23 protein-coding genes are annotated in these 21,368 nt (G+C 71.1%); 9 read left to right on the plus strand and 14 right to left on the minus strand.

Annotated elements, in window-relative coordinates:
* Nucleotides 1-27: 27 nt before the first annotated feature.
* Nucleotides 28-969, minus strand: coding sequence for an alpha/beta fold hydrolase (locus OG928_RS12500; protein WP_406283076.1), 942 nt, complete (start codon nucleotides 967-969; stop codon nucleotides 28-30).
* A 228-nt stretch (nucleotides 970-1,197) separates the two neighbouring features.
* On the opposite strand from OG928_RS12500, the gene OG928_RS12505 reads away from it, so the two are divergent.
* From OG928_RS12505 to OG928_RS12515, 3 genes are all read left to right on the plus strand, one after another.
* The gene (locus OG928_RS12505) at nucleotides 1,198-1,443 is read left to right on the plus strand and encodes a hypothetical protein (RefSeq protein ID WP_406283077.1); all 246 of its coding nucleotides are present in this window, start codon (nucleotides 1,198-1,200) and stop codon (nucleotides 1,441-1,443) included.
* A gap of 196 nt (nucleotides 1,444-1,639) precedes the next feature.
* The gene (locus tag OG928_RS12510) at nucleotides 1,640-2,278 is read left to right on the plus strand and encodes a TetR/AcrR family transcriptional regulator (protein WP_406283079.1); all 639 of its coding nucleotides are present in this window, start codon (nucleotides 1,640-1,642) and stop codon (nucleotides 2,276-2,278) included.
* 144 nt (nucleotides 2,279-2,422) lie between these two features.
* Nucleotides 2,423-2,656, plus strand: a complete 234-nt coding sequence (locus OG928_RS12515) for a DUF3107 domain-containing protein (RefSeq protein ID WP_406283080.1) — start codon at nucleotides 2,423-2,425, stop codon at nucleotides 2,654-2,656.
* Nucleotides 2,657-2,908: 252 nt separating this feature from the next.
* On the opposite strand, the gene OG928_RS12520 is transcribed toward OG928_RS12515, so the two are convergent.
* Nucleotides 2,909-3,589, minus strand: coding sequence for a ferritin-like fold-containing protein (locus tag OG928_RS12520; protein ID WP_406283082.1), 681 nt, complete (start codon nucleotides 3,587-3,589; stop codon nucleotides 2,909-2,911).
* Between the two features lie 419 nt (nucleotides 3,590-4,008).
* Here OG928_RS12520 and OG928_RS12525 point away from each other — a divergent pair, with 419 nt between their 5' ends.
* Complete coding sequence (locus OG928_RS12525) at nucleotides 4,009-5,595, plus strand: DEAD/DEAH box helicase (protein ID WP_406283084.1); 1,587 nt, start codon at nucleotides 4,009-4,011, stop codon at nucleotides 5,593-5,595.
* Between the two features lie 146 nt (nucleotides 5,596-5,741).
* On the plus strand, nucleotides 5,742-6,668 hold the full coding sequence (locus OG928_RS12530; RefSeq protein ID WP_406283085.1) for an alpha/beta fold hydrolase: 927 nt from the start codon (nucleotides 5,742-5,744) through the stop codon (nucleotides 6,666-6,668).
* Between the two features lie 108 nt (nucleotides 6,669-6,776).
* Here the strand turns inward: OG928_RS12530 and OG928_RS12535 are convergent, their stop codons facing one another.
* Together OG928_RS12535 and OG928_RS12540 are read right to left on the minus strand one after the other, a co-directional pair.
* Nucleotides 6,777-7,226: a universal stress protein gene (locus OG928_RS12535; protein ID WP_406283087.1), complete on the minus strand. Its 450-nt coding sequence runs from the start codon at nucleotides 7,224-7,226 to the stop codon at nucleotides 6,777-6,779.
* Between the two features lie 203 nt (nucleotides 7,227-7,429).
* Nucleotides 7,430-8,353, minus strand: a complete 924-nt coding sequence (locus OG928_RS12540) for an NYN domain-containing protein (RefSeq protein ID WP_406290933.1) — start codon at nucleotides 8,351-8,353, stop codon at nucleotides 7,430-7,432.
* Nucleotides 8,354-8,827: 474 nt separating this feature from the next.
* Between OG928_RS12540 and OG928_RS12545 the strand changes: the two genes are divergently transcribed.
* Entirely contained in the window at nucleotides 8,828-8,992 is a 165-nt protein-coding gene (locus OG928_RS12545; protein WP_406283089.1) for a hypothetical protein, read from the plus strand.
* A gap of 83 nt (nucleotides 8,993-9,075) precedes the next feature.
* Here the strand turns inward: OG928_RS12545 and OG928_RS12550 are convergent, their stop codons facing one another.
* From OG928_RS12550 to OG928_RS12565, 4 genes are all read right to left on the minus strand, one after another.
* Nucleotides 9,076-9,699, minus strand: coding sequence for an MBL fold metallo-hydrolase (locus tag OG928_RS12550; protein ID WP_406283091.1), 624 nt, complete (start codon nucleotides 9,697-9,699; stop codon nucleotides 9,076-9,078).
* Nucleotides 9,699-10,784, minus strand: a complete 1,086-nt coding sequence (locus OG928_RS12555; RefSeq protein WP_406283093.1) for an S-(hydroxymethyl)mycothiol dehydrogenase — start codon at nucleotides 10,782-10,784, stop codon at nucleotides 9,699-9,701. Before OG928_RS12555 ends, OG928_RS12550 begins: the two co-directional genes overlap by 1 nt.
* A gap of 238 nt (nucleotides 10,785-11,022) precedes the next feature.
* On the minus strand, nucleotides 11,023-11,871 hold the full coding sequence (locus tag OG928_RS12560) for a PHP domain-containing protein (RefSeq protein ID WP_406283095.1): 849 nt from the start codon (nucleotides 11,869-11,871) through the stop codon (nucleotides 11,023-11,025).
* An 86-nt stretch (nucleotides 11,872-11,957) separates the two neighbouring features.
* Nucleotides 11,958-12,593, minus strand: a complete 636-nt coding sequence (locus OG928_RS12565) for a DUF6758 family protein (protein WP_406283097.1) — start codon at nucleotides 12,591-12,593, stop codon at nucleotides 11,958-11,960.
* 189 nt (nucleotides 12,594-12,782) lie between these two features.
* Between OG928_RS12565 and OG928_RS12570 the strand changes: the two genes are divergently transcribed.
* A complete protein-coding gene (locus OG928_RS12570) occupies nucleotides 12,783-13,184 on the plus strand; it encodes an NUDIX hydrolase (protein WP_406283099.1) in 402 nt (133 codons plus the stop codon).
* A complete protein-coding gene (locus OG928_RS12575; protein WP_406283101.1) occupies nucleotides 13,181-14,089 on the plus strand; it encodes a ribokinase in 909 nt (302 codons plus the stop codon). Before OG928_RS12570 ends, OG928_RS12575 begins: the two co-directional genes overlap by 4 nt.
* Before the next feature lie 61 nt (nucleotides 14,090-14,150).
* Here the strand turns inward: OG928_RS12575 and OG928_RS12580 are convergent, their stop codons facing one another.
* Nucleotides 14,151-14,657 carry a MaoC family dehydratase gene (locus OG928_RS12580; RefSeq protein WP_406283103.1) on the minus strand — a complete coding sequence of 169 codons (507 nt, stop codon included), beginning with the start codon at nucleotides 14,655-14,657 and terminating at the stop codon, nucleotides 14,151-14,153.
* 224 nt (nucleotides 14,658-14,881) lie between these two features.
* Nucleotides 14,882-15,490, minus strand: a complete 609-nt coding sequence (locus OG928_RS12585) for a suppressor of fused domain protein (protein ID WP_406283105.1) — start codon at nucleotides 15,488-15,490, stop codon at nucleotides 14,882-14,884.
* A 482-nt stretch (nucleotides 15,491-15,972) separates the two neighbouring features.
* On the opposite strand from OG928_RS12585, the gene corA reads away from it, so the two are divergent.
* Nucleotides 15,973-17,058: a magnesium/cobalt transporter CorA gene (corA, locus tag OG928_RS12590; RefSeq protein ID WP_406283107.1), complete on the plus strand. Its 1,086-nt coding sequence runs from the start codon at nucleotides 15,973-15,975 to the stop codon at nucleotides 17,056-17,058.
* Between the two features lie 43 nt (nucleotides 17,059-17,101).
* On the opposite strand, the gene OG928_RS12595 is transcribed toward corA, so the two are convergent.
* From OG928_RS12595 to hutI, 4 genes are all read right to left on the minus strand, one after another.
* Nucleotides 17,102-17,602, minus strand: coding sequence for a general stress protein (locus tag OG928_RS12595; RefSeq protein WP_406283109.1), 501 nt, complete (start codon nucleotides 17,600-17,602; stop codon nucleotides 17,102-17,104).
* A gap of 86 nt (nucleotides 17,603-17,688) precedes the next feature.
* Entirely contained in the window at nucleotides 17,689-18,570 is an 882-nt protein-coding gene (locus OG928_RS12600; protein WP_406283111.1) for an alpha/beta fold hydrolase, read from the minus strand.
* Nucleotides 18,571-18,820: 250 nt separating this feature from the next.
* Nucleotides 18,821-20,017 carry an acyl-CoA dehydrogenase family protein gene (locus OG928_RS12605; protein ID WP_406283113.1) on the minus strand — a complete coding sequence of 399 codons (1,197 nt, stop codon included), beginning with the start codon at nucleotides 20,015-20,017 and terminating at the stop codon, nucleotides 18,821-18,823.
* A gap of 154 nt (nucleotides 20,018-20,171) precedes the next feature.
* Nucleotides 20,172-21,338 (minus strand): imidazolonepropionase, encoded by a 1,167-nt coding sequence (gene hutI, locus OG928_RS12610; RefSeq protein ID WP_406283115.1) that lies wholly within the window; start codon nucleotides 21,336-21,338, stop codon nucleotides 20,172-20,174.
* Nucleotides 21,339-21,368 lie beyond the last annotated feature (30 nt).

The following is a 21,368-nucleotide window of genomic DNA, read 5'->3' on the forward strand; positions in this document are numbered from 1 at the left end:
CCGAGTGACGTCCCATGAGTTCTGTCTTCACCCCACCACGTTCGACGGCGATAGGGCCCCGTCGAGAAGTTCGCGGAATCCCCGGGCCACCACGCGGGGGTGTTCGAGCATGGCCACGTGTCCGGAATCGGGCACGACCAACAGTCGCGCGTCCGGGAAGGTCTCGGTCGCCCGCTTGGCCATCCGCGGATCGACGAGCTTGTCGCGACGCCCGTACACGAGCAGCGTGGGTGCCCGCACGTCGGCGGCCTGCCGCCACAACGCGTGCTCGCCGCGCTCGACGTAGGAGCCGATGACCGCGCGGGTCGAGTGCGCGAACGCGTCCATCATGTACGGCAGTTGGAGCCTGCGACGGTATTCGTTCGCGGCGTCGGTGAAGGCCTTCTCACCGATCGAGTCCGGGTCGCCGTACATCACCGCGATCGACATCCGGGTGCGCTGCTCGGGCGTCATGTTGCGACTCAGCCGCAGCAGCGCGCGCCCCACTCCGGGCACCCCGAGCAACGCGGTCGGCAGCACCGACGGGCGCGGCCTCAGGTCGGGCAGCGCGGGCGAGACCAGGGTCAGCGACCGGACCAGGTCCGGCCGCCGGGCCGCGAGCCGGGTGGCGATACCGCCGCCCATCGAATTGCCGAACAGGTGCACCGGACCGCGACGCATCGACAGGATCACGCCCTCGACCACGCGGCAGTGCGCCGAGATCGAGTAGTCGCCGTTGCGCGGTGGCGGCGAGTAGCCGAATCCGGGCAGGTCGACCATCTCCACGGAGAGATCCGGTCGCAGTTCCGCGGCCAGTTCCGTCCAGTTCGAAGAGGAGCCACCGAGGCCGTGGATCATCATCGCGGGCGGCAGATCGGGGTCGCCTTCGGCGTCCCTGCGCACCACGATGTGGGTGTCGGTGGCGACTTCGACCGTACGCGCAGGCCAAGGCGTAGCGTCGGCGTCGCTTGCGGGGCTGATGGTCGTCACGGTCGGCAATATTACGAGCTGATCACTGAGACGGAAGGGCGGATGCCTCGACCGGCTTCGTCGAGCCGGGTGGTCTCGACTCTTATGCCCTGGTTCATGACGTCACTCTAAACGCTCCGCACATCACGTTTCGACATCGATACCGAATGTTCGGCAACGCGATCGAGGCGGATCATGGACTTGGCGGGATCGCCGCATGGCGGCGGGCCACGCGGGCAGGGAGGCCCCATGAAGCGGATCGACGACACCCCCGAGTTCGACGACGTCACGGTCGGTGACGCCGAAGTGAGCGACGACACGATCGAGGACCCCGAGATCCCTGTCACCGACGCGGTCGAGCAGCACACGCCCGTGGTCGACGACGACCCCGACGGGGACGCCATGTGGGAATCCGTGCCCGACGGCGTGGATCCCGCGGACGCCACCGAGCAGCGCCGCGTGGTGGCTCGCCCAGGGGAGGAGGATTACCGCTGAGAGGCTCACAGGACCGCCCCGGCGCGCCTCACGCGCCCCCTTGCGGAGGCTCCGGAACAGGCGGGATCCTGTTTCGTTGCGCCACGAAACTTACGCACTGGGTTACCCGAAAGTAGGATGACGTGGTGGAGAGACCCGCCGGACCACCGAACCTTCCGGTGCCCGCGACACGTTGAGCGACACCTTGAGGAGCCCCGTGACAGCCATCCAGGATGCGGATCCCCGTCCTCGCGGTACCCGGCTGCCCCGGCTCGCGCGCAGGACGCAACTCCTCGGCGCCGCCCAGGAAGTCTTCGTCAAGCAGGGCTACCACGCGGCCGCGATGGACGACATCGCCGAATGCGCCGGCGTCAGCAAGCCCGTGCTGTACCAACACTTCCCCGGGAAGTTGGAGCTCTATCTCGCCTTGCTCGACCAGCACTGCGAGTCGCTGTTCGCGGCCGTGCAGCGCGCGCTGGAGTCGACGCACGACAACAAGTTCCGCGTGGCCGCGACGGTCGACGCCTACTTCGCGTTCGTGGACGACGACGGCGGCGCGTTCCGCCTCGTCTTCGAGTCCGACCTCACCAACGAGGCGGCCGTGCGCGAGCGCGTGGAGCGGGTGAGCGAGATGTGCGCCGAGGCGGTCAGCAAGATCATCGCCGAGGACACCGGCCTCGGCCAGGAGGAGTCGATGCTCCTCGCGATCGGCCTCACCGGCATGGCGCAGGTCACCGCGCGCTATTGGATCGCCCGCGGCGCGACCATTCCGCGCGACACCGCGTCGCTCCTGGTCTCGTCGCTGTCGTGGCGGGGCATCTCGCGCTTCCCGCGCAAGGACGATCCGCAGCACTAGGTTCTTGTTCCCGCCGGACGTTCGCGTTCGGCGTACCTGTCATGGCGTTCGGTGACCCCGGCTCTCGACTAGCCTGCTGGGGTAGGTACGGCCCGCGGTTGTCGCGGCGCCGATCTCCAGAATTTCAAGGCCGGAGGGACAGCCGTGGAGATCAAGATCGGCGTACAGCACGCCGGGCGGGAACTGGTGCTGGAGAGCACGGAGAACCCGGAGGACGTCGAGCGGGCCATCGCCGACGCACTGTCGGGCGCTACTCCGCTGCTGTCCCTGACGGACGAGAAGGGCCGCCGGGTGATCGTGCCCGCCGACCGTCTCGCCTACGTCGAGATCGGCGAGCCCTCGGCCCGCAAGGTCGGCTTCGGCGCCAACACCAACTGACCCGAGCCAACCGAAGGCGGGTGGGCCCCAACCGGGACCCACCCGCCTTCGGCATTCCCAACCGAACCCCAAACCAGGACCCCACCCACCAAGCCCACCCAACACTCGCCTTCAAACCCGCCCAACGCACACTCTCAAGCCCGTCCGGCGTTTGAGGACAAGCTTTTCAGCCCCGACGGCGGCTCCCATCCAGCCCGTCCGGCGCTTGAGGACAAACCAGCCCGTCCGGGGCCTGAGGACACCCCACCCGGCTCAGGACGCGAGTCCAAGCGCAGCCATCCGCGACTGATGCGCCTCGGTGATCCGGTTGAACATCCGCCCGATCTCGGCCAGATCAAACCCCGGCCCGGCGCCCCCGCCGATAAGCATCGTGGACAACACATCACGCTCCGCCGCAACCCGCTGCGCCTGACTGAGCGCCTCGCCCATCAGCCGCCGCCCCCACAACGCGAGCCGCCCCGCCACCTTGGGATCCCGCTCGATCGCGGAGCGAACCGCGTCGACCACGAAGGCCGAGTGCCCGGTGTCGCGCTGGACCTCCACGATCAGGTCCCGGCTGACCTCGTCCAGGTGCGCGGCGACCTCACGGTAGAAGTCGGCCGCGATGCCGTCCCCGACGTACGCCTTGACCAGGCCCTCCAGCCAGTCGGCGGGCGCGGTGTGCACATGGAACTCGTCCAGCGGCGCGATGAAGGGGTCCATCGCCGCGGCCGGATCCGCACCGAGCGCCGTGATGCGGTCCCGCAGCAGCGTGTAATGCTGGAACTCGGCCACGGCCATCGCCGCGAGCGCGGCCTTGTCGTCCACGGTCGGGGCCATCTTCGCGTCCTCGGCGAGTCGCTCGAAGGCGGTGATCTCGCCGTACGCGAGCACCCCGAGCAGTTCGATGACGGCGGCCCGCATCTCCCCCGTCGGCTGCGTACCTTCGCTCATGCCCACCCCTTCGCTCGTTCCGCCGGCACCGCGTTCACAAGTACGCAGCGTAGTGAGCGCTCCGTGCTCACGGGGGCTCCAGGTCCGGGCGGAGTCGCCCATCTCCGGACAAGCAGTAATGAGCATCACCCCACCGGCCGCACGCCGGCGGGTACAGTGGTAGTGAACGCGGATGCCCGGTCGGAGGACGACTGGCTCCGACCGACCCGCTCGGGTGGCCGCCCGAAGGCGAGAGGTCCCGTGCAGCGCCCCGCAGTCCCCATGGGCGCCACGGTCTCGACCCGCTTTCGGTACTGAAGGCCCCCAAACACACAGAAGAGGCTGGACCCCTGACAACTTTTCGCGAACTCGGAGTACTTTCGGAGACCGCCGAAGCCCTTGAAGCCCTCGGCATCATCGAGGCCTTCCCCGTCCAGGAGATGACCCTTCCGGTCGCCCTGTCCGGCAATGACGTGATCGGCCAGGCCAAGACCGGTACGGGCAAGACCCTCGGCTTCGGCATCCCCCTCCTGCAGCGCATCACCGTCGCGGCGGACATCGAGGCCGGGCGCGCGCCCGCCGGCACCGTCCCCGGCCGCATGCCGCAGGCGCTCGTCGTGGTTCCCACGCGCGAGCTGTGCGTACAGGTCACCAACGACCTTCAGGCCGCGGGCAAGCTGCGCAACGTGCGTGTGCTCGCGGTGTACGGCGGCCGGGCGTACGAGCCGCAGATCGACACCCTCAAGAAGGGCGTCGACGTCGTCGTCGGCACCCCCGGGCGACTGCTCGACCTGGTCGGACAGGGTCACGTGAACCTGTCCGAGGTCAAGATGCTGGTCCTGGACGAGGCCGACGAGATGCTCGACCTGGGCTTCCTGCCCGACGTCGAGAAGATCGTCGAGCGCCTTCCCGCGCGGCGCCAGACGATGCTGTTCTCGGCGACCATGCCGGGCCAGATCATCACCCTCGCGCGCCGCTACATGAGCCGCCCCACGCACATCCGCGCGTCCGAGCCGGACGACCTGGGCGCGACCGTCAAGTCGGTCCAGCAGCGCGTCTACCGCGCGCACGGCCTGGACAAGCCCGAGCTGATGGCCCGCGTGCTCCAGGCCAACGGGCGCGGCCTGGTCATGGTGTTCTGCCGGACCAAGCGCACCGCCGCCGACCTGGCCCAGGGCCTGGCCGAGCGCGGTTTCGCCTCCGCCGCCGTGCACGGCGACCTCGGCCAGGGCGCCCGCGAGCAGGCGCTGCGCGCGTTCCGCAACGGCAAGGTCGACGTGCTCGTGGCGACCGACGTCGCGGCTCGCGGCATCGACGTCGAGGGTGTCACCCACGTGGTGAACTACCAGTGCCCCGACGACGAGAAGACCTACCTGCACCGCATCGGTCGGACCGGCCGCGCGGGTGCCTCCGGCACCGCCGTGACGCTGGTCGACTGGGAGGACATCCCGCGCTGGAGCCTGATCAACAAGGCTCTGGACCTGGGCTTCGCCGACCCGGTCGAGACCTACTCGACGTCGCCGCACCTGTTCACCGACCTCGACATCCCCACGACCGTCGGCAGTGTCCTGCCGCGCGCCGACCGCACCCGTGCGGGCCTGGGCGCGGAGGACGTCGAGGATCTGGGCGAGACCGGCAAGAACAGCCGCGGCAACTCGGGCCGCAAGGGCCCGGGCGGCCGGAGCAGGAGCGGCCCCGCCGCCTCCGGCCCGGCTTCCTCCGGTCCGGCCGCGGCCGACAGCGAGGACGCCGAGCCGAGCCGCCGTCGGGCGCCGGGCTCGCGTCGCCGTCGTCGTGTGAACGGCGAGGGTGACGAGGCCGTGGCGACCGCGACCACGGCCACCACCACGGCCACGGCCGCGACCTTCGTCGAGCCGACCGCCGTCGCGACCGCCGCGGCGCCCACCGACGGCCCCGCGGTCGAGGGCGACGCCGATGGTGAGCGCGCGCCGCGCCGCCGTCGTCGCCGTACCCGTCGCCGTCCCGAGGGTGCCGAGGCTGGCGCCGTCGCGACCGACGAGGGCTGAGACACCGACACACCGTCGAACGCTCCGACCATCCGTCGAGCGTGACACGGTGTCGAGGACGGCCCCCGATGTGGAGTGTGGACGATCACGTCCGCGCTCCGCGTCGGGGGCCCTTCTCGTACCTGCGGATAAGTAGGCTCGAGGGCGTGAGCACGCCACGCTTTCTGACCTTGCCCGGGACCGTCCGCTCCCGTCGCCTGGCGACCGGGCGCGGGCGCTTCGCCGTCCTGCAATCCGCCCCGCCCGTCGGCGGGCCCGCGCTCGGCACGGCCTTGCTCGTCCCGGGCTTCACCGGCAGCAAGGAAGACTTCATCGCGCTCGTCGAACCGCTGGCCCGTCGCGGCTTCCACACCGTGGCCCTGGACCAGCGCGGGCAGTACGAGACTCCGGGCCCCGACGACCCGGCGGCCTACACCCGCGACGCGCTCGTGGACGACCTGCTCGCGGTCGCGGACACGGTGGCCCCGGGCGAGCGGATCCACCTGGTCGGGCATTCCTTCGGCGGCCTGGTCTGCCGGTCGGTGGCGCTGCGCGTGCCGGAGCGGCTCGCGTCGCTGACCCTGATGAGCACCGGCCCGGCGGCGATCTCCCCGGACGAGACCACCCGGCTGCTGCTGCTCGAAGAGGTACTCCCGCTGCTGACCCGCCAGGAGGTGTGGGAGGCCATGCAGGCCGTCGAGATCGAGGCCGGCCTGCTGCCGCCCACCGACCCGGTGATCGCCGAGTTCCTGCACGGCCGCTGGCTGGGCAACACTCCGGCGGGCCTGCTGGGCATGGCCGAACAACTGCGCACCGAACCCGACCGCGTCGCCGAACTGGCCGCCGTCGTGGCCGCGGGCCTGCCCGCCCTGGTGATCTCGGGCGTCGAGGACTACGCCTGGCCGCTCCCCTGGCAGGCCGACATGGCCACCCGCCTGGGCGTCCGCCACCTGGTGATCCCGGACGCGTTCCACTCCCCCAACGTCGAATCCCCGGCCACCACGGCCGCGGCCCTGGCCGAGTTCTGGACGACGACGCCAAAGACGACGACAACGACGGACGCGACGGCGAACGTGTCGGCGGATCGAGTCTGACCTCCCCCACCCCCACACAGCGCCGCACCCCCCCCACGACGCCGCCGACCCCGGGTGCCCCGATCGGGGCACCCGGGGTCGGCGGCGTCGTGGGGGGCCGGTCGACGCTCAGGGAACCAGCAGCACCGGGCAGACCGAGCGGTGCGCCACCGTGTCGCTCACGCTGCCCAGGAACAGGCTCGCCAGGCTGCCGTGCCGGCGGGCGCCCAGGACGAGAAGGTCGGCCTGGAAGGCGCGGGCCTGGTCGAGGACCGCGTTGGGCACGTCGCCGCGCACCGTCTCCTCGGTCCAGCCCTCGACCTTGAGCACGCCGGCGGCCTTGAGCGTGCCGACCGCCTCGGTGACGACCTTGACGGCGGTCTCCGCGGTCTCGTCCTCGATCACGCCGCCGACGCCGCCGCCGTCCACGACGTCGATCGCCTGCACGTGCAGGACGCGGACGGCCGCGCCGGTGCTGTTGGCCAGGAGAGCGGCGTGGGTCAGCACGTCGGCGGCCTCGGGGGTGGAGTCCACTGCGACCAGGATCCGCTCGTACATGTAGTGCACTTCCTTCTTCACGTGTTCGGGTGTGTCGGCGAAATCAGCGCACCGACTTGTACCCCGCGGTCGCCACGGGACACGGCGAATCCGAGACCTGGAGCCCCATCTCGGTAGACACCGTGTCATCGCGTGACTTCGCCAATAAATGTAAACTACACCTATTGAGTGGACGAACACCACGGAGCCCGCGGCGGTGCCGCGAAGGATGGGTGAGGCGGCGGTCAGCCCTCGGAGGACTCCGTGCTCGGCAGCCCGAACTCCTGGTTGAGGCGATCCCAGAAGCCGTTGCGCAGCGCGCGGCGCAGGTCCTCGTGCGGGCGCAGCGAGTACTGCAACACGCTCTCCGCGTCCACGAGCAAGCCGCGATCGATGGCCTGCGGCAGCATCGGGCCCGGCATCAGGTCGGCCAGGTTCTCCCGGCCGCGCACGACCAGCCAGCGCTTGGCGATCTCCTGGCCGATCCGCCACGCCTGGTCGGCGGTCGGCGGGCCGCCGGGCTGTACCGCGAGGGGTCCGCCGCCGTGCGACGGCGGCAGCAGTACGGGGGTCACGCACGTCTCGCAGAACTCGCGGTGCAGCATGCGCGTGACATCGGCCTCCCACACCAGCGGGTCGGCCTGGTTGGTGCCGTACGCGGGCTCGACGCCCCACAGGTGCACGCGCACGCCGTAGGACTGCGCGGCCTCGACGGCCGAGACGAGGTCCTCGTCGCCGCTGATCACCACCGCGTCGTCGATCGCGTGGTTGCGGGCGAGCGATTCGAGGTCGCTGCGGATCAGCGAGTCGACGCCCTTCTGCTGGTTGTGCGCGTTGAGGTTGCCCAGCCGCACCTTGACGTCGGGCAGCTCGGCGATCTGGCGCTGCTCGACGGTGTGCACCCGCTCGCGCGCGCCGTCGTACCAGTACACCCGCAGCAGCCGGCCCTCGGGGAAGACCCGGCGGGCCTCGTCGATCAGGCCGGTGATCAGCTGTTCCGCGTCCACCCGGAACGCGCGGCGCTCGGCCGAGCCGGCCACCAGCAGGCCCATCGCCGCGTACACGTAGCCGACGTCGACGAACAGGGCGTGCGTGCCGAAGTGCAGGGGCGGCGAGACGGATTGGACCAGTACGGCCGGTCGGGTGAACGTCCCGGGCATGTCGGGCATTTCGGGGGTGTCCTCGAAGCCCCTGACCGGGTGGTCCTCGAGGGGGCCGGCGGACTCGGCGCCGAGGTCCTCGCCGGGCTCGTGCACCACGACGCCGAAGGCTGCCGTCGCGCCCATCCGGACGTCGTCCTCTTCCGGATCGTGCAAAGTCTCTCGTCCTCCCTTTCGCGACTGCCCGAAGTCTTCGGATGTCTTCAGACCGGCATTGTCCTATGCCGGTCACCGCCACGTCCTCGCTTGGCCGGCGCGCGATGTCGCGTCGAGTGTCACGTGTAGAAACGCGGAAGTCAGGAAAGGAACATTTCAGTCACGGGAATGCTATCGGCGTGACTGCTGTTGTTCACCACGGTGCCGGTTGTGACCTCTGTCAGGTCTTGCCTGATCCTCACGGATCCCGGCGCCCATCCTTGTAAACGGGGCCGTGGACACCTTGCGGCCTCGTGCGACTTCGGACACGAGGGAAGGGAGACGCGTATGCGTTACCGAATCACCAACCTCAGCCGAGCCCAGGAAGCGGCCGGGCCCAAACCGGTCAACTGCGCCGTCGACATCGACACCGTGCAGGCGGCCCTGAAACGGGCCGAGGCAAACGGCGAGCGCTTGTACATTCGCCCCGTCAAGGTGGCGGAAACCGGCTGATATCGAATGAACCGAGGGCGCTCCCCCAGATGGGGGGAGCGCCCTCGGCATGTCCGGACCCGGTTCGCGCCCCCGGGGGCGGGTCAGTGCCCTCGGGCCACCCAGGCGTCGTAGTCCTTCGCCTCGGCGCCGATCGTCGTCTCGTCGCCGTGCCCGGTGAGCACGCGCGTGCCCTCGGGCAGTGCGAGCAGTCGGCCCTTGATCGAGTCGAGGATCACCGGGAACGACGAGAAGGAGCGCCCGGTGGCCCCGGGGCCGCCCTTGAACAGCGTGTCGCCGGAGAACAGCACGTCGAGGTCGGGCGCGTACAGGCACACCGCGCCCGGCGCGTGCCCGGGCGTGTGCACGACGCGCAGCTCGGTGCCCGCGACCGAAAGGAGCTGACCGTCGGTCAGCTCGGCGTCGGGAGCACGATCCGGGTACACCGCGTCCCACAACATCCGGTCCTGCGGGTGCAGGTGGATGGGCGCGCCGGTGAGCCGGGCCAACTCGGCGGCGGCGTTGATGTGATCGTTGTGGCCGTGCGTCAGCACGATGGCGGTGACCGCGCGGTCGCCGACCCGAGCCGCGATCGCGGCCGCGTCGTGCGCGGCGTCGACGATCACGACCTCGCGGTCGTCGCCGACGATCCACACGTTGTTGTCGACGTCGAAGTCCTGGCCGTCGAGCGAGAAGACGCCCGACGTGACCACGTGGTCGATGCCCATCAGAGGATCACCACCGAGCGCAGCACGTCGCCGTGGTGCATCTTCTCGAACGCCGCCTCGACGTCCTCCAGGGTGATCGTCTCGCTCACGAACGCCTCGAGATCGAACCGGCCCTGGCGGTAGAGGTCGATCAACGTCGGGAAGTCGCGCGAGGGCAGGCAGTCGCCGTACCAGGACGACTTGAGCGCGCCGCCGCGGCCGAACACGTCGAGCAGCGGCAGTTCGATGGTCATCTCCGGGGTGGGCACGCCCACCAGGACCACGGTGCCGGCCAGGTCGCGGGCGTAGAACGCCTGCTTGTACGTCTCCGGCCGGCCCACGGCGTCGATCACGACGTCGGCGCCGAAGCCGCCGGTCAGTGCGCGGATCGCCTCGACCGGGTCGTCGTTCCTGGAGTTGACCGTGTGCGTGGCGCCGGCGTTGCGGGCCCATTCGAGCTTGCGGTCGTCGAGGTCGACGGCGATGATCCTGGCCGCCCCCGCGAGCCGCGCGCCCGCGATCGCCGCGTCGCCGACCCCGCCGCAGCCGATCACCGCGACCGTGTCGCCGCGCCCGACGTTGCCGGTGTTGACCGCCGCGCCGAGGCCGGCCATCACGCCGCACCCGAGCAGACCGGCCGCGGCCGGGTTCGCCTCGGGGTCGACCTTGGTGCACTGGCCGGCGGCGACCAGGGTCAGCTCGGCGAACGCGCCGATGCCGAGCGCGGGGCTCAGTTCGGTCCCGTCCTCCAGGGTCATCTTCTGCTTCGCGTTGTGCGTCGCGAAGCAGTACTGCGGACGGCCGCGTCGACACGCACGGCAATCGCCGCACACCGCACGCCAGTTCAGGATCACGAAGTCGCCGACGGCCACCTCGGTCACGCCCTCGCCGACCGACTCGACGATGCCCGACGCCTCGTGGCCGAGCAGGTACGGGTACTCGTCACCGATACCGCCCTCGCGGTAGTGCAGGTCCGTGTGGCAGACGCCGCACGCCTGGACCCGCACGCGCGCCTCGCCCGGACCCGGGTCCGGCACCACGATGGTCTCGATCGAGACCGGCGCGCCCTTGCTGCGCGCGACGACGCCACGTACCGACTTGCTCATGTCCTCCGCCTCTCCCCAACCACTGGATGCTGCGTTTGGCACCTTAGTGCCGCCGCTTCGGGGACCATGGCTTCGCCTCGATGAAGCCGCACCACGTGGATCGCCACGATCGCGGTCCACACCCCGACCTACCGACCGGCGCCGTCGGCCTCTTGCACGCTGACGATCGCCGGGATCGACACGTGCGGGCAGTCGAGGATCTGCCGGCCGAACAGATGGAAGGTGACGTAAAACCAGTTCATGGGGTGATCGGCTTTGCTCCCCTTGCCAGTTCCGCGATCGCCTCGTACGACTCGGGATCTGTGGTGTTTTCTCCGAGACCGATCGTTTTGCGGGTGCCGTGGTAGTCACTCGAACCGGTCGTGATCAGCCGCAGCTCACCCGCGAGCCCGCGCAGATGTGCCCGCATCGCGTCGTCGTGGTCCATGTGGTCGACCTCGACTCCCGTGAGCCCGGCGTCGGCGAGTTCCGCGATCGTCGCGTCGGAGACGGTACGACCGCGCTTGACCGCGCCCGGGTGCGCGAACACCGCGACGCCGCCCGCGCCGCGGATCAACCGGACCGCCTCGGCGGCGTGGATCTCGTACTTCTCGACAAACGCGCGCCCGCCGTCCTGGAGCCACTCGGGCGTGAACGCCCCGGACACGTCCGCGACCACGCCCGCCTCGACCAGCGCGGTCGCCACGTGCGGCCGGCCCACCGCGCCGCCGGCGGCGATCTCGCGCACCCGGGCCCACGTGATCGGCGCGCCGAGCTCGCGGCAGCGCTCGACCATCGCCTCGGCCCGGCGGACCCGGTCGGTGCGCACCAGTTCGCGGGCGCGCGCGAACTCCGGCTCGGCCGGGTCGAACAGGTAACCCAGCATGTGCAGGCTGATGCCGCCCTCGGCCACACACGAGATCTCGGCGCCGCGAACCAGGGTCAACCCGTCGGGCAACGCCTCGACCGCCGCCGCCCACCCGGCGGTGGAGTCGTGGTCGGTGAGCGCGACCACGTCGAGACCGGCCGCGCGCGCCTTGCGGACCAGCTCCGCGGGCGTGTCGGTGCCGTCCGAAGCGGTGCTGTGGGTGTGCAGGTCGATGCGCACGCTGACCTCGTCTGCCGGGAGGGTCGATGGACGCTCCCGACCCTAACGACCCCGGTCGACGAGGCGGCGGCGCGGCCGAGCGCCGGTCAGTACTCCAGGAGCTGCGGGGACAGCGCGCCACACGGCAGCAGCTGCAACTCGGCCCCGGCGTCGCGCAGATCGGTGAGCACGACGTCGTCGTAGACGAGGTGGCCCGCCTTGCCCGGCCACAGGATCGCCCACAGCCACAGGCCCAACGCCTCGCCCGCGTACACCGCGCGGTCGGACGGCGCGTCGGTGACGCACCACAGCGGGGTCGGCCGCCCCGCGGCCATCAGCTTCGCGGGCGCCGACTTGACGAACTCGCCACCCGGATCGTGCCCGGTCAGGCCCGCGTAGCGGGCGCCGAGCCCGACCCCCACCTCCTCGGCGACCAGGAGCAGCTCGCCCCGACCGCCCAGCGGCGCCGGGCCGGTGCACGCGACGGCCACGGCCCGGGACCCGCCACGATCGTCGCCCGCGTGCGCGACACCGGTGTACAGCCACCCCACCGGAAGCGGCCACGGCAGCCAGACCGGCACACGCGAGCGGCGCACGACCGCGTCAAGAGCTTCCACACTCGGCGGCACGACAGGTTGCAGCGGAGGAACGGCTCCATGGATCTCGCACTCCCAGGTCTCGGAGAACAGACCCGGAGCGCGCACCCGGCCGCCGCAGCGGGGGCAGCTCGGCTCGCCCTTCATAGAACAAGACGGTCCACTGCCCAAGGCTCCGCGTCAAGGACGATCACTCCTTCGATGCGCTCACACCGCCGACCGGCGTACGACCGCCGACGGCGCGCCCTCCGCGCGCGCCGTCGCGCTGCCGGGCGCCGTGTGACCTGTCCGCGATCTCCCGTTGCGGGTCGGCACGTGGGACTACGCTCGGGAGGCATGCGGCTCATTCCCTGTGTCGGCGCGATCGTCCTCGACTCCGAGGGGCGGCTGCTCCTGGTGCAACGCGCGAAAATGCCGGGCGAGGGCCAGTGGTCGTTGCCCGGTGGGCGGGTCGAGGAGGGCGAGACCGACGCGGTCGCCCTCGCGCGCGAGATGGTCGAGGAGACCGGGCTGCTCGTGACCGTGGGGCCGCTGGTCGGATCGGTGCTGCGGCCCGCGCCCGACGGCGGGACGTACGAGATCAGGGACTACGGGTGCACGCCCCACGGCGGTGTGTTGCGCGCGGGCGACGACGCGGACGCGGTGCGGTGGGTGGCGGCCGGCGAGATCGGTCGGCTCGATCTGGTCGACGGGTTGCTCGACACCCTGCGCGACTGGAACGTCCCGGGCGTCACGTGAGCGGGTCGCGGCTGCTCGTGGTCGGCTCGATCAACGCCGACCTCGTCGTGCGGGTCGCACGGCACGCGCGGCCGGGCGAGACGGTCCTCGGCGGCGACCTGGTCGTGCACCCGGGAGGCAAGGGCGCCAATCAGGCGGTCGCGGCGGCCCGACTCGGCGCCGACGTCGCGATCGCCGGCCGGGTGGGCGAGGACGAGCACGGGCGAATGCTCGTCGAGACGCTGCGCCGCGAGGGCGTACGGACCGACGCGGTGCGCCGGCTCGCCGGCGCCTCGGGCGTCGCGCTGATCACGGTGGACGACGCGGGCGAGAACACGATCACGGTGGCCCCGGGGGCGAACGGCCGGTTCGGGCCGCAGGACGTGGCCGCGCTGCGGTCGGCGATCGAGACGGCGGCGGTCGTCTCGCTTCAATTGGAGATCCCGCTCGAGACCGTGTGGGAGGTCGTCCGGCAGTGCCGCGAGGCCGACACCCGGGTGGTCCTGAACCTGTCCCCACCGATCCCGCGGCACGTCCTGATGTCCGCGACCGTGCTGCGCGCGTGCGACCCGCTGGTGCTCAACGAGCACGAGGCGAGTGTGACGGCCGGCGTCGACGACGCGCGCGCCGCGCTGAAGGTGTGGCGCTCGCTCGACCCGCGCCCGCGCTCGATCGTGCTCACCCTGGGCAGTGGTGGCGCGCTCGTCGCCGAGGCGGACACGGAACCGGTGCACCTCGCGTCGCCGACGGTGGCGGCGGTCGACACCACGGGCGCGGGCGACGCGTTCACCGGCGCGCTCGCGTGGCGGTTGGCGACCGGGGACGACCTGGTCGCGGCGACGCGGTACGCCGTGCGGGTGGGCGCGGCGGCGGTGCGCCGCGAGGGCGCGCAGTCGTCCTACCCGACGGCCGACGAACTCCCGTAGCGCGGGCGGGTCGCGCCGTTCCCGGCCGCCCCGCCCGCGCCGGGCGCGAGGTCGGCCTCGATCAGCCCTCGATCAGCTCGGGGCGCCCGGGCTGCTCGCCGCCGCGCTTCTCGCCGTAGCTCTCCTTGGGGACCATGACCTTGCGCTTGAACACGCAGACCAGCGTGCCGTCCTGCTTGTAGCCCTTGGTCTCCACGTAGACGACGCCGCGGTCGTCCTTGGACTTCGACTCCCACTTGTCGAGCACGAGCGTCTGCCCGTAGATCGTGTCCCCGTGGAACGTGGGCGCCACGTGTCGCAGCGACTCGATCTCCAGGTTGGCGATCGCCTTGCCGGAGACGTCCGGCACGGACATGCCGAGCAGGAGCGAGTAGATGTAGTTGCCCACCACGACGTTCTTGCCGAAGTCGGTCGACGTCTCGGCGTAGTTGGCGTCCATGTGCAGCGGGTGGTGGTTCATCGTAAGCAGGCAGAACAGGTGGTCGTCGTACTCGGTCACGGTCTTGCCGGGCCAGTGCTTGTAGATCGCACCGACCTCGAACTCTTCGTAGTAGCGGCCGAACTGCATTTCGGTCCCCTCTCACCTGGTGGAACATCGAACAAGGCGTCCGCGTCCGGCGGCCGTCGAAGCCGTATCGGGTACCTGCCTGGCTCGGTCAGGTGGCGACGGATCGACGAGTTGCGCCGGCGGATGGGTTCGAGGATAGGGAGCCGCCCGGCCGCCACAGTAGGGGGCGCCCGGTGATGTGGGTCATGGACGGATGGGTCCCGATTCCCGTACGGCGTCCCCGCTCAGCCCAGCGGGACCGCGCGGCGGTTGGGGTCGCGGAGGTCGGTTCCGTGTTGGAGCCATTTTTCCTGGAGGGCCTCCGCGCCCTGGGCTCGTTTCCAGGCGGCTTCGGCGGGGGTCATCGGGAGCAGGGGGAGGAAGCGGACCGGGTCGGCCGGGGGCTGGAGCGGGAGGTCGGGGACCAGGCCGCCGGGTTCGGCGACCAGGACCGCGTGGAAGGCGGCGTCCTCCCACAGCGGGCCGCCCAGGTCCAGCCCGGCGCCGGGGGCGATGACCAGGCCCTCCACCTGCGGGGTGGCGGCAAGGACGGCCAGGGGACGCAGGACCGAGTCGTGACCGCCCCGCACGGACAGCACCAGTTCCGCGCGCGGGCCCGCCACCGGGTCGGCCAGCGCCGCCGACGGGTCGGCCATCGGGGCCCGCGACATGCCGAGCGTCGCGTAGCGGACCACGCCCGTGCCGTCCGGGCCGAAGCGCAGCACCTCGATCCGGTCGGCGCCCACGAACGTCACCCCCGCGCGGCCGGTCGGGTCACCGAAGGTCGCGATCAGGTGTGCCTCGACCTGCGGGGTGGGGTCGACGGGCTCGGGTCCCGGCGTGAAGTCGAACATGACCCGCATGCTAATTCGCCGTCAGGAGGCTTTCGTGTACCGGGCGTTCGGGCACACGCTCTGGTGTACGCTGCATAGTCGGCCGCCGGGATGGCGACATCCCCGCGCGCCATCGGATGACGGACTCGCCTTTGCCCCGACCCACGCGGTCGACGAGCGGAGGCTTTCCCCCAGCGGGGACCGGCCGTGGGAGGTGATCGTGGTGCATACCAGCACACCGTGCAGTACCGGCGGCTCACCCGATCTTCCCCGATCCAGTCGCACGCCCCGCCCTTTCTGAGGGTTTCCGAGACTTTCCCCGAACGCCGGCCCGCGATCTCCGGTCCGGTCTTCGTTCTCCGAATTTCCTCCGTGACGGGGCGTCAGGATCTTTTGCCGTTCGTTCGGTGATTCGTTCCGCTTTCACGTGTCGACGCGTCCCCGCGGCCCGCCTGCCGCGGCGCTCTCGCGTTGGCGCGTGCCTGTCAGTGCAGGAGCCCGTCATGTCGATGATCCGCGACCTCCGCGCCGCAGTCCGCCCGCACCGCCGTACCCCGCTGCCGTCGACGGCCACGCCCGTCGTGCCCGGCAATTGCGTCGTGGACTGCGCGGTGTACCAGGACGGCCGGCGCGTGGAGGGCTGCCCGAATCCCGACTCGGCGATCCACCACGTCCGCGAGGGCGGCGGCGGGGGCTTCGTTTGGATCGGCCTGCACGAGCCGAGCGCGCTCGAACTGTCCGGCATCGCCGAGCGGTTCGGCCTGCACCCGCTCGCCGTCGAGGACGCCGTGCACGCGCACCAGCGGCCCAAGCTGGAGCGCTACGACGACACGCTCTTCGCCGTGTTCAAGACGGTCACCTACGTCGAGCACGAGCAGCTCACCGCGACCAGCGAGATCGTCGAGACCGGCGAGATCATGGTCTTCCTCGGCCACGACTTCGTGGTCACCGTGCGACACGGCCGGCACGGCGCGCTGGGCGACCTGCGGCACCGCCTGGAGCTCGGCGGCGAACTACTCGCGGCCGGCCCGTCGTCGGTCCTGCACGCGGTCGCCGACCGGGTCGTGGACACCTATCTCGACGTGGCGCAGCTGATCCAGGACGACATCGACCAGGTCGAGAACGACGTGTTCGGCGGGCGCGGCGCGGGTGACGCGGGCCGGATCTACCAGCTCAAGCGCGAACTGCTCGAACTCAAGCGCGCCGTCGCACCGCTCGCCCGCCCGCTGCACGCGCTCGCCGAACGGCCGATGCGCCAGGTGCACCCGGACATCCGCGAGTACTTCCGCGACGTCGAGGACCACCTGTCGCGGGTGAGCGAGCAGGTGGCCGCGTTCGACGAACTGCTGACCTCGATCCTGCAGGCCAACCTCGCGCAGGTGACGGTCGCCCAGAACGAGGACATGCGCAAGATCTCCGCCTGGGTCGCGATCTTCGCCGTGCCCACGATGCTCGCGGGCGTGTACGGGATGAACTTCGACCACATGCCGGAGCTGCGCTGGAAGTACGGCTATCCGATGACGCTCTCGGTGATCATCGTCGCGTGCTCGCTCATGCATCGAGGCTTCAGGCGCAACGGCTGGCTGTGACCCGAAGCCGCGCCGTGACGCGAAGCCGCCGAGACCCCCGGACCTACAGGTCGAGCCGGCCCACCAGATTGCGGGCCCGCTCGGCCAGGTCCGGGCGCACCACGACGTCGTAGCGCGACGCGACGATCTGGCTGGTCGAGACGAAGTCGCGCCGCCCGCCCAGTGCCTTGTACCCGAGCCACCCGAACAGCGCGCCCGCCGCGATGCCCCACAGCAGACCCCACAGCACCAGCCACAACCAACTGTGCGCGCGGACCGCGAAGATGCCCAGGAACAGCCCGATCATCAAGCCGAACCACGCGCCGCTCGCCGCGCCGGACGCCGCCGCCTTGCCCGCGGTGAGCCGGCCGAGCACGTTCTCGACCAGCCGCAGGTCGGCGCCGACGATCGCGCTGTTCTGCACCGGGAACTCGTGGTCGGAGAGGTAGTCGACAGCGCGCTGGGCACCCGCGTACTCGGTGTACGACGCGATGACCTCGCCGGTGTTCGCGATGTCGGGACCGGGCCCGCCGGCGCCGGGAGGGAGATTCTGCTGACCGAACATGCTGCCGCCTCGCATCGATGCCGTGTGCTTGCGTCTGGTCGTTCGCCCCGATGCGTCTACCCGGCACTTTTCGTGACAACACGTGACTAATCAGACAAGGTCTCGTGTACCGCCTCGACCACGGCGTCCGGCCGGTCCAGCATCACGAAGTGCGCGGAGTCGTCCAGCACGTCGCAGCGGCCCCGCGGGGACAGGTTCGCGAGCGTGCGCAGCGCGCGCACCCAGCGGGCCCGCGCAGCGAGGCTCTCGTAGCCGCCGGCGGCGGCCAGCACCCGCAACGGGACGTCCGGGAGCGGCGCGACCCGGCGCAGGTCGGCGAGTTCGGCGGCGACGTCGAGGTACGTGGTGTTCTCGGTGAGCGCGGTCGCGAAGAACCGGCCGGACCCGTACGCGCCGCGCACCCAACGCGCGTCGGCCACGTCGCGGTGCCGGCGCGACTGGGTGAACAGGATCGACCGTCGCACCCATGGGCCGATCGGACGACCCAGGCCGCTGACCCGCATCGCTCCCCCGACCACCCGGGCCGCCCCCACCCGCGCCGGGCGGGCGGGGCGCGGTCGCGGCTTGTCCTCGTTGCCGGGGTCGACGAGGACGAGGCCGGCGGTCCGTTCGGGGTACATCCGCGCGAAGCCCTCGACGTGGAACGCGCCGAGCGAGTGCGCAAGCAGGACGTACGGCCCGGGCAGCGCGAGCGCGTCGGCGAGCGCCGCGATCCGGTCGGCCTCGCGCGCGAGCGTGGGCGGTCGCGGATCGGGCTCGGAGTAGCCCAGGCCGGGGCGGTCGAAGCGGACCACCGTGCAGTCGGGCGTAAGCAGCGGTACGACCAGGTCCCAGTCGAACCACGCCCCGCCGAGGCCGCTCGTGGCGATCACCACCGGGCCGGCACCCTCACGGACCACGTGCGTCGCGGTCCCGTCGATCCGGACGAACTCTCCGGGCGGTACCGGTGCAGGGCGTGCTGCGGCCATGGTGGGCTCCCCCGTCAAAGGCGGTTGCGCATGCCGCCATCATCGGCCGCGAACCTGGCCCTGACGTGCAACGGCGCGGCCACGCCCGGCAACCGGACGGAGACCGGACCCGGTTGGCCGCACAGGCGTGACACCACGGGAGCGCGGTCGTTGATCTGTTCGAGGCAACGTGTCGGCCCCGCGCTCGCGGGGATACGGCGAGCCCCGCCCGCGAAGAAGATCCGAGAGCGGGGCTCGCCGGGCTCGGGCCTCAGCCCTTGAGCTTGTAGTCCTCGATCAGCCGACGGCCGATGATCATCTTCTGGATCTCGGCCGTGCCCTCACCGATCAGCAGCATCGGAGCCTCACGGTAGAGGCGCTCGATCTCGAATTCCTTCGAGAACCCGTACCCGCCGTGGATCCGGAACGCGTCCTCGACGACCTCCTTGCAGTACTCGGCGGCCAGGTACTTGGCCATCCCCGCTTCGAGGTCGTTGCGCTCGCCCGCGTCCTTCTTGCGGGCGGCGTTGATCATCATCTGGTGCGCGGCCTCGACCTTGGTGGCCATCTCGGCGAGCTTGAACTGGATCGCCTGGTGGCCGGTCAGCGGCTTGCCGAAGGTCTCGCGCTGCTGCGCGTACCGGATGCCCAGCTCGAACGCGCGCTGCGCGACCCCGCACCCGCGCGCGGCCACGTTCACCCGGCCGACCTCGACGCCGTCCATCATCTGGTAGAAGCCCTTGCCGGGCACGCCGCCGAGGATCCGGTCGGCCGGCACCCGGCAGCCGTCGAGCACCATCTCGGTGGTGTCGACGCCCTTGTAGCCCATCTTTTCGATCTTGCCGGGGATGGTCAGGCCCGGCCGGGTCTCGCCGAAGCCGGACTCCTTGTCGACCAGGAACGTGGTCATGTTCCGGTAGACCGAGTCCTCGCCCAGCTCGGTCTTGGTGAGCACCGCGACCAGGTTGGCGCTGCCGCCGTTGGTGAGCCACATCTTCTGGCCGTTGAGGACGTAGAACTCGCCGTCCGGCACGGCCTTGGTGCGGATCGCCGAGACGTCCGACCCACAGTGCGGCTCGGACATCGAGAACGCGCCGCGGATCTCGCCCTCGGCCATCTTCGGCAGGTAGTAGGCCTTCTGCTCGTCCGTGCCGTGCTGCTTGATCATGTACGCGACGATGAAGTGCGTGTTGATGATGCCCGACACGCTCATCCAGCCGCGCGCGATCTCCTCGACCACGAGCGCGTAGGTCAGCAGCGACTCGCCGAGGCCGCCGTACTCCTCCGGGATCATCAGGCCGAACAGGCCCATGGCCTTCATGCCCTCGACGATCTCCGCCGGGTACTCGTCCTTGTGCTCCAGCTCGGTCGCGACCGGAATGATCTCCTTGTCCACGAACGTGCGGACGGTGGCGAGGATCTCCCGCTGGACATCGGTGAGTCCGTCGGTCTGTGCGAGGCGGCCCATCGGCGCCGCTCCTTCCGTCTGCGCATGTCCGGGCCCCGTTCCCGGGGTCCCGGCCACGCTTCTGGCTGAGAGAGTTACCGGCGAGTATCCACGAGCGGGTGCCGCTGCGACAGTGGGGGTCCGTAACGCGATCATGTCGATATCCGACGGTCTGTCAGACGGTGACTCCCGCGCGCCACACCGTGCGCACGAGCGGTACGCCCGGCCGGTAGGCCAGGTGCACGTGCGAGGGAGCGTCCAATTCGACCACGTCGGCCCGCGCGCCGGCGCGCAGCACCCCCACGTCGTCGCGCCGCAGCGCGCGGGCGCCGCCGGCCGTCGCGGCGTGCAGGGCCTGGTCCGGCGTCATGCCCATGTCGCGCACCGCGAGCGCGATGCAGAACGGCATCGACGTCGTGAAGCTCGACCCGGGGTTGCAGTCGGTGGACAGCGCGACCTCGGCACCGGCCTTGAGCAGCAAGCGGGCGTCGGGGTACACGGCGCGCGTGGAGAACTCGGCGCCCGGGAGCAGCGTGGCCACCGTGTCGCCGGAGGCGAGCGCGTCCACGTCGGCGTCGGTGAGGTGTGTGCAGTGGTCGGCCGAGGCCGCGCCGAGCTCCACGGCGAGCTGTACGCCGGGCCCGTGCCCGAGCTGGTTGGCGTGCACGCGCGGGATCAGCCCCTTGGCCATCCCGGCGGTCAGGATCGCGCGGGCCTGGTCGCCGTCGAACGCGCCGCGCTCGCAGAACACGTCGACCCAGCGGGCGTGCGGCGCGCACGCGTCCAGCATCGGCCCGGTGACCAGGTCGACGTAGCCGGCCGGGTCGTCGGCGTACTCCGGGGCGACGATGTGCGCGCCGAGGTAGGTGGTCTCGGTGGTGAACGCCGCCGCGATCCGCAGCGCGCGCTCCTCGTCCGCGACGGTGAGGCCGTAGCCGGACTTGATCTCGATCGTGGTGGTGCCCTGCCGGGCCGCCTCCGCGACGAGCGCCGCGGCGTTCGCGGCGAGCCGCTCGTCGCTCGCGTCGCGCGTCGCGGCGACGGTGGTCCGGATGCCGCCGGCCCGGTACGCCTCGCCGGACATCCGCGCGTCGAACTCGGCGGTGCGGTCGCCCGCGAACACCAGGTGCGAGTGCGAGTCGACGAAGCCCGGGATCACCGCGCGTCCCTCGACGTCGTGCCGCGTGTCGGCGTCCGGCGCCGCCGCGGCGGCCCCCACCCACGCGATCCGGTCGCCGTCGAGCACGAGGGCCGCGTCCCGGAGCAGGCCGAGCGGCCCGCCGCCGAGGTCGGGGTCGTTGGTGACGAGCGAGCCGATGTTGGTGATCAGGGTGGTGGCCACGCGCGGGTGGTCCTTTCCGGTCCGAGTGGG

This window comes from Embleya sp. NBC_00896 (assembly GCF_045207785.1).
Lineage (GTDB): Bacteria > Actinomycetota > Actinomycetes > Streptomycetales > Streptomycetaceae > Embleya.

Bases quoted from the DNA above. Each gene is read 5' to 3' on its own strand.
- OG928_RS12505 (WP_406283077.1), top strand. From the start codon at position 1,198: ATGAAGCGGATCGACGACACCCCCGAGTTCGACGACGTCACGGTCGGT.
- OG928_RS12520 (WP_406283082.1), bottom strand. From the start codon at position 3,589: ATGAGCGAAGGTACGCAGCCGACGGGGGAGATGCGGGCCGCCGTCATC.
- OG928_RS12525 (WP_406283084.1), top strand. From the start codon at position 4,009: ATGACCCTTCCGGTCGCCCTGTCCGGCAATGACGTGATCGGCCAGGCC.
- OG928_RS12540 (WP_406290933.1), bottom strand. From the start codon at position 8,353: ATGCCCGACATGCCCGGGACGTTCACCCGACCGGCCGTACTGGTCCAA.
- OG928_RS12545 (WP_406283089.1), top strand. From the start codon at position 8,828: ATGCGTTACCGAATCACCAACCTCAGCCGAGCCCAGGAAGCGGCCGGG.
- OG928_RS12550 (WP_406283091.1), bottom strand. From the start codon at position 9,699: ATGGGCATCGACCACGTGGTCACGTCGGGCGTCTTCTCGCTCGACGGC.
- OG928_RS12555 (WP_406283093.1), bottom strand. From the start codon at position 10,784: ATGAGCAAGTCGGTACGTGGCGTCGTCGCGCGCAGCAAGGGCGCGCCG.
- OG928_RS12565 (WP_406283097.1), bottom strand. From the start codon at position 12,593: ATGAAGGGCGAGCCGAGCTGCCCCCGCTGCGGCGGCCGGGTGCGCGCT.
- OG928_RS12570 (WP_406283099.1), top strand. From the start codon at position 12,783: ATGCGGCTCATTCCCTGTGTCGGCGCGATCGTCCTCGACTCCGAGGGG.
- OG928_RS12580 (WP_406283103.1), bottom strand. From the start codon at position 14,657: ATGCAGTTCGGCCGCTACTACGAAGAGTTCGAGGTCGGTGCGATCTAC.
- OG928_RS12585 (WP_406283105.1), bottom strand. From the start codon at position 15,490: ATGTTCGACTTCACGCCGGGACCCGAGCCCGTCGACCCCACCCCGCAG.
- corA (WP_406283107.1), top strand. From the start codon at position 15,973: ATGTCGATGATCCGCGACCTCCGCGCCGCAGTCCGCCCGCACCGCCGT.
- OG928_RS12595 (WP_406283109.1), bottom strand. From the start codon at position 17,602: ATGTTCGGTCAGCAGAATCTCCCTCCCGGCGCCGGCGGGCCCGGTCCC.
- OG928_RS12600 (WP_406283111.1), bottom strand. From the start codon at position 18,570: ATGGCCGCAGCACGCCCTGCACCGGTACCGCCCGGAGAGTTCGTCCGG.
- OG928_RS12605 (WP_406283113.1), bottom strand. From the start codon at position 20,017: ATGGGCCGCCTCGCACAGACCGACGGACTCACCGATGTCCAGCGGGAG.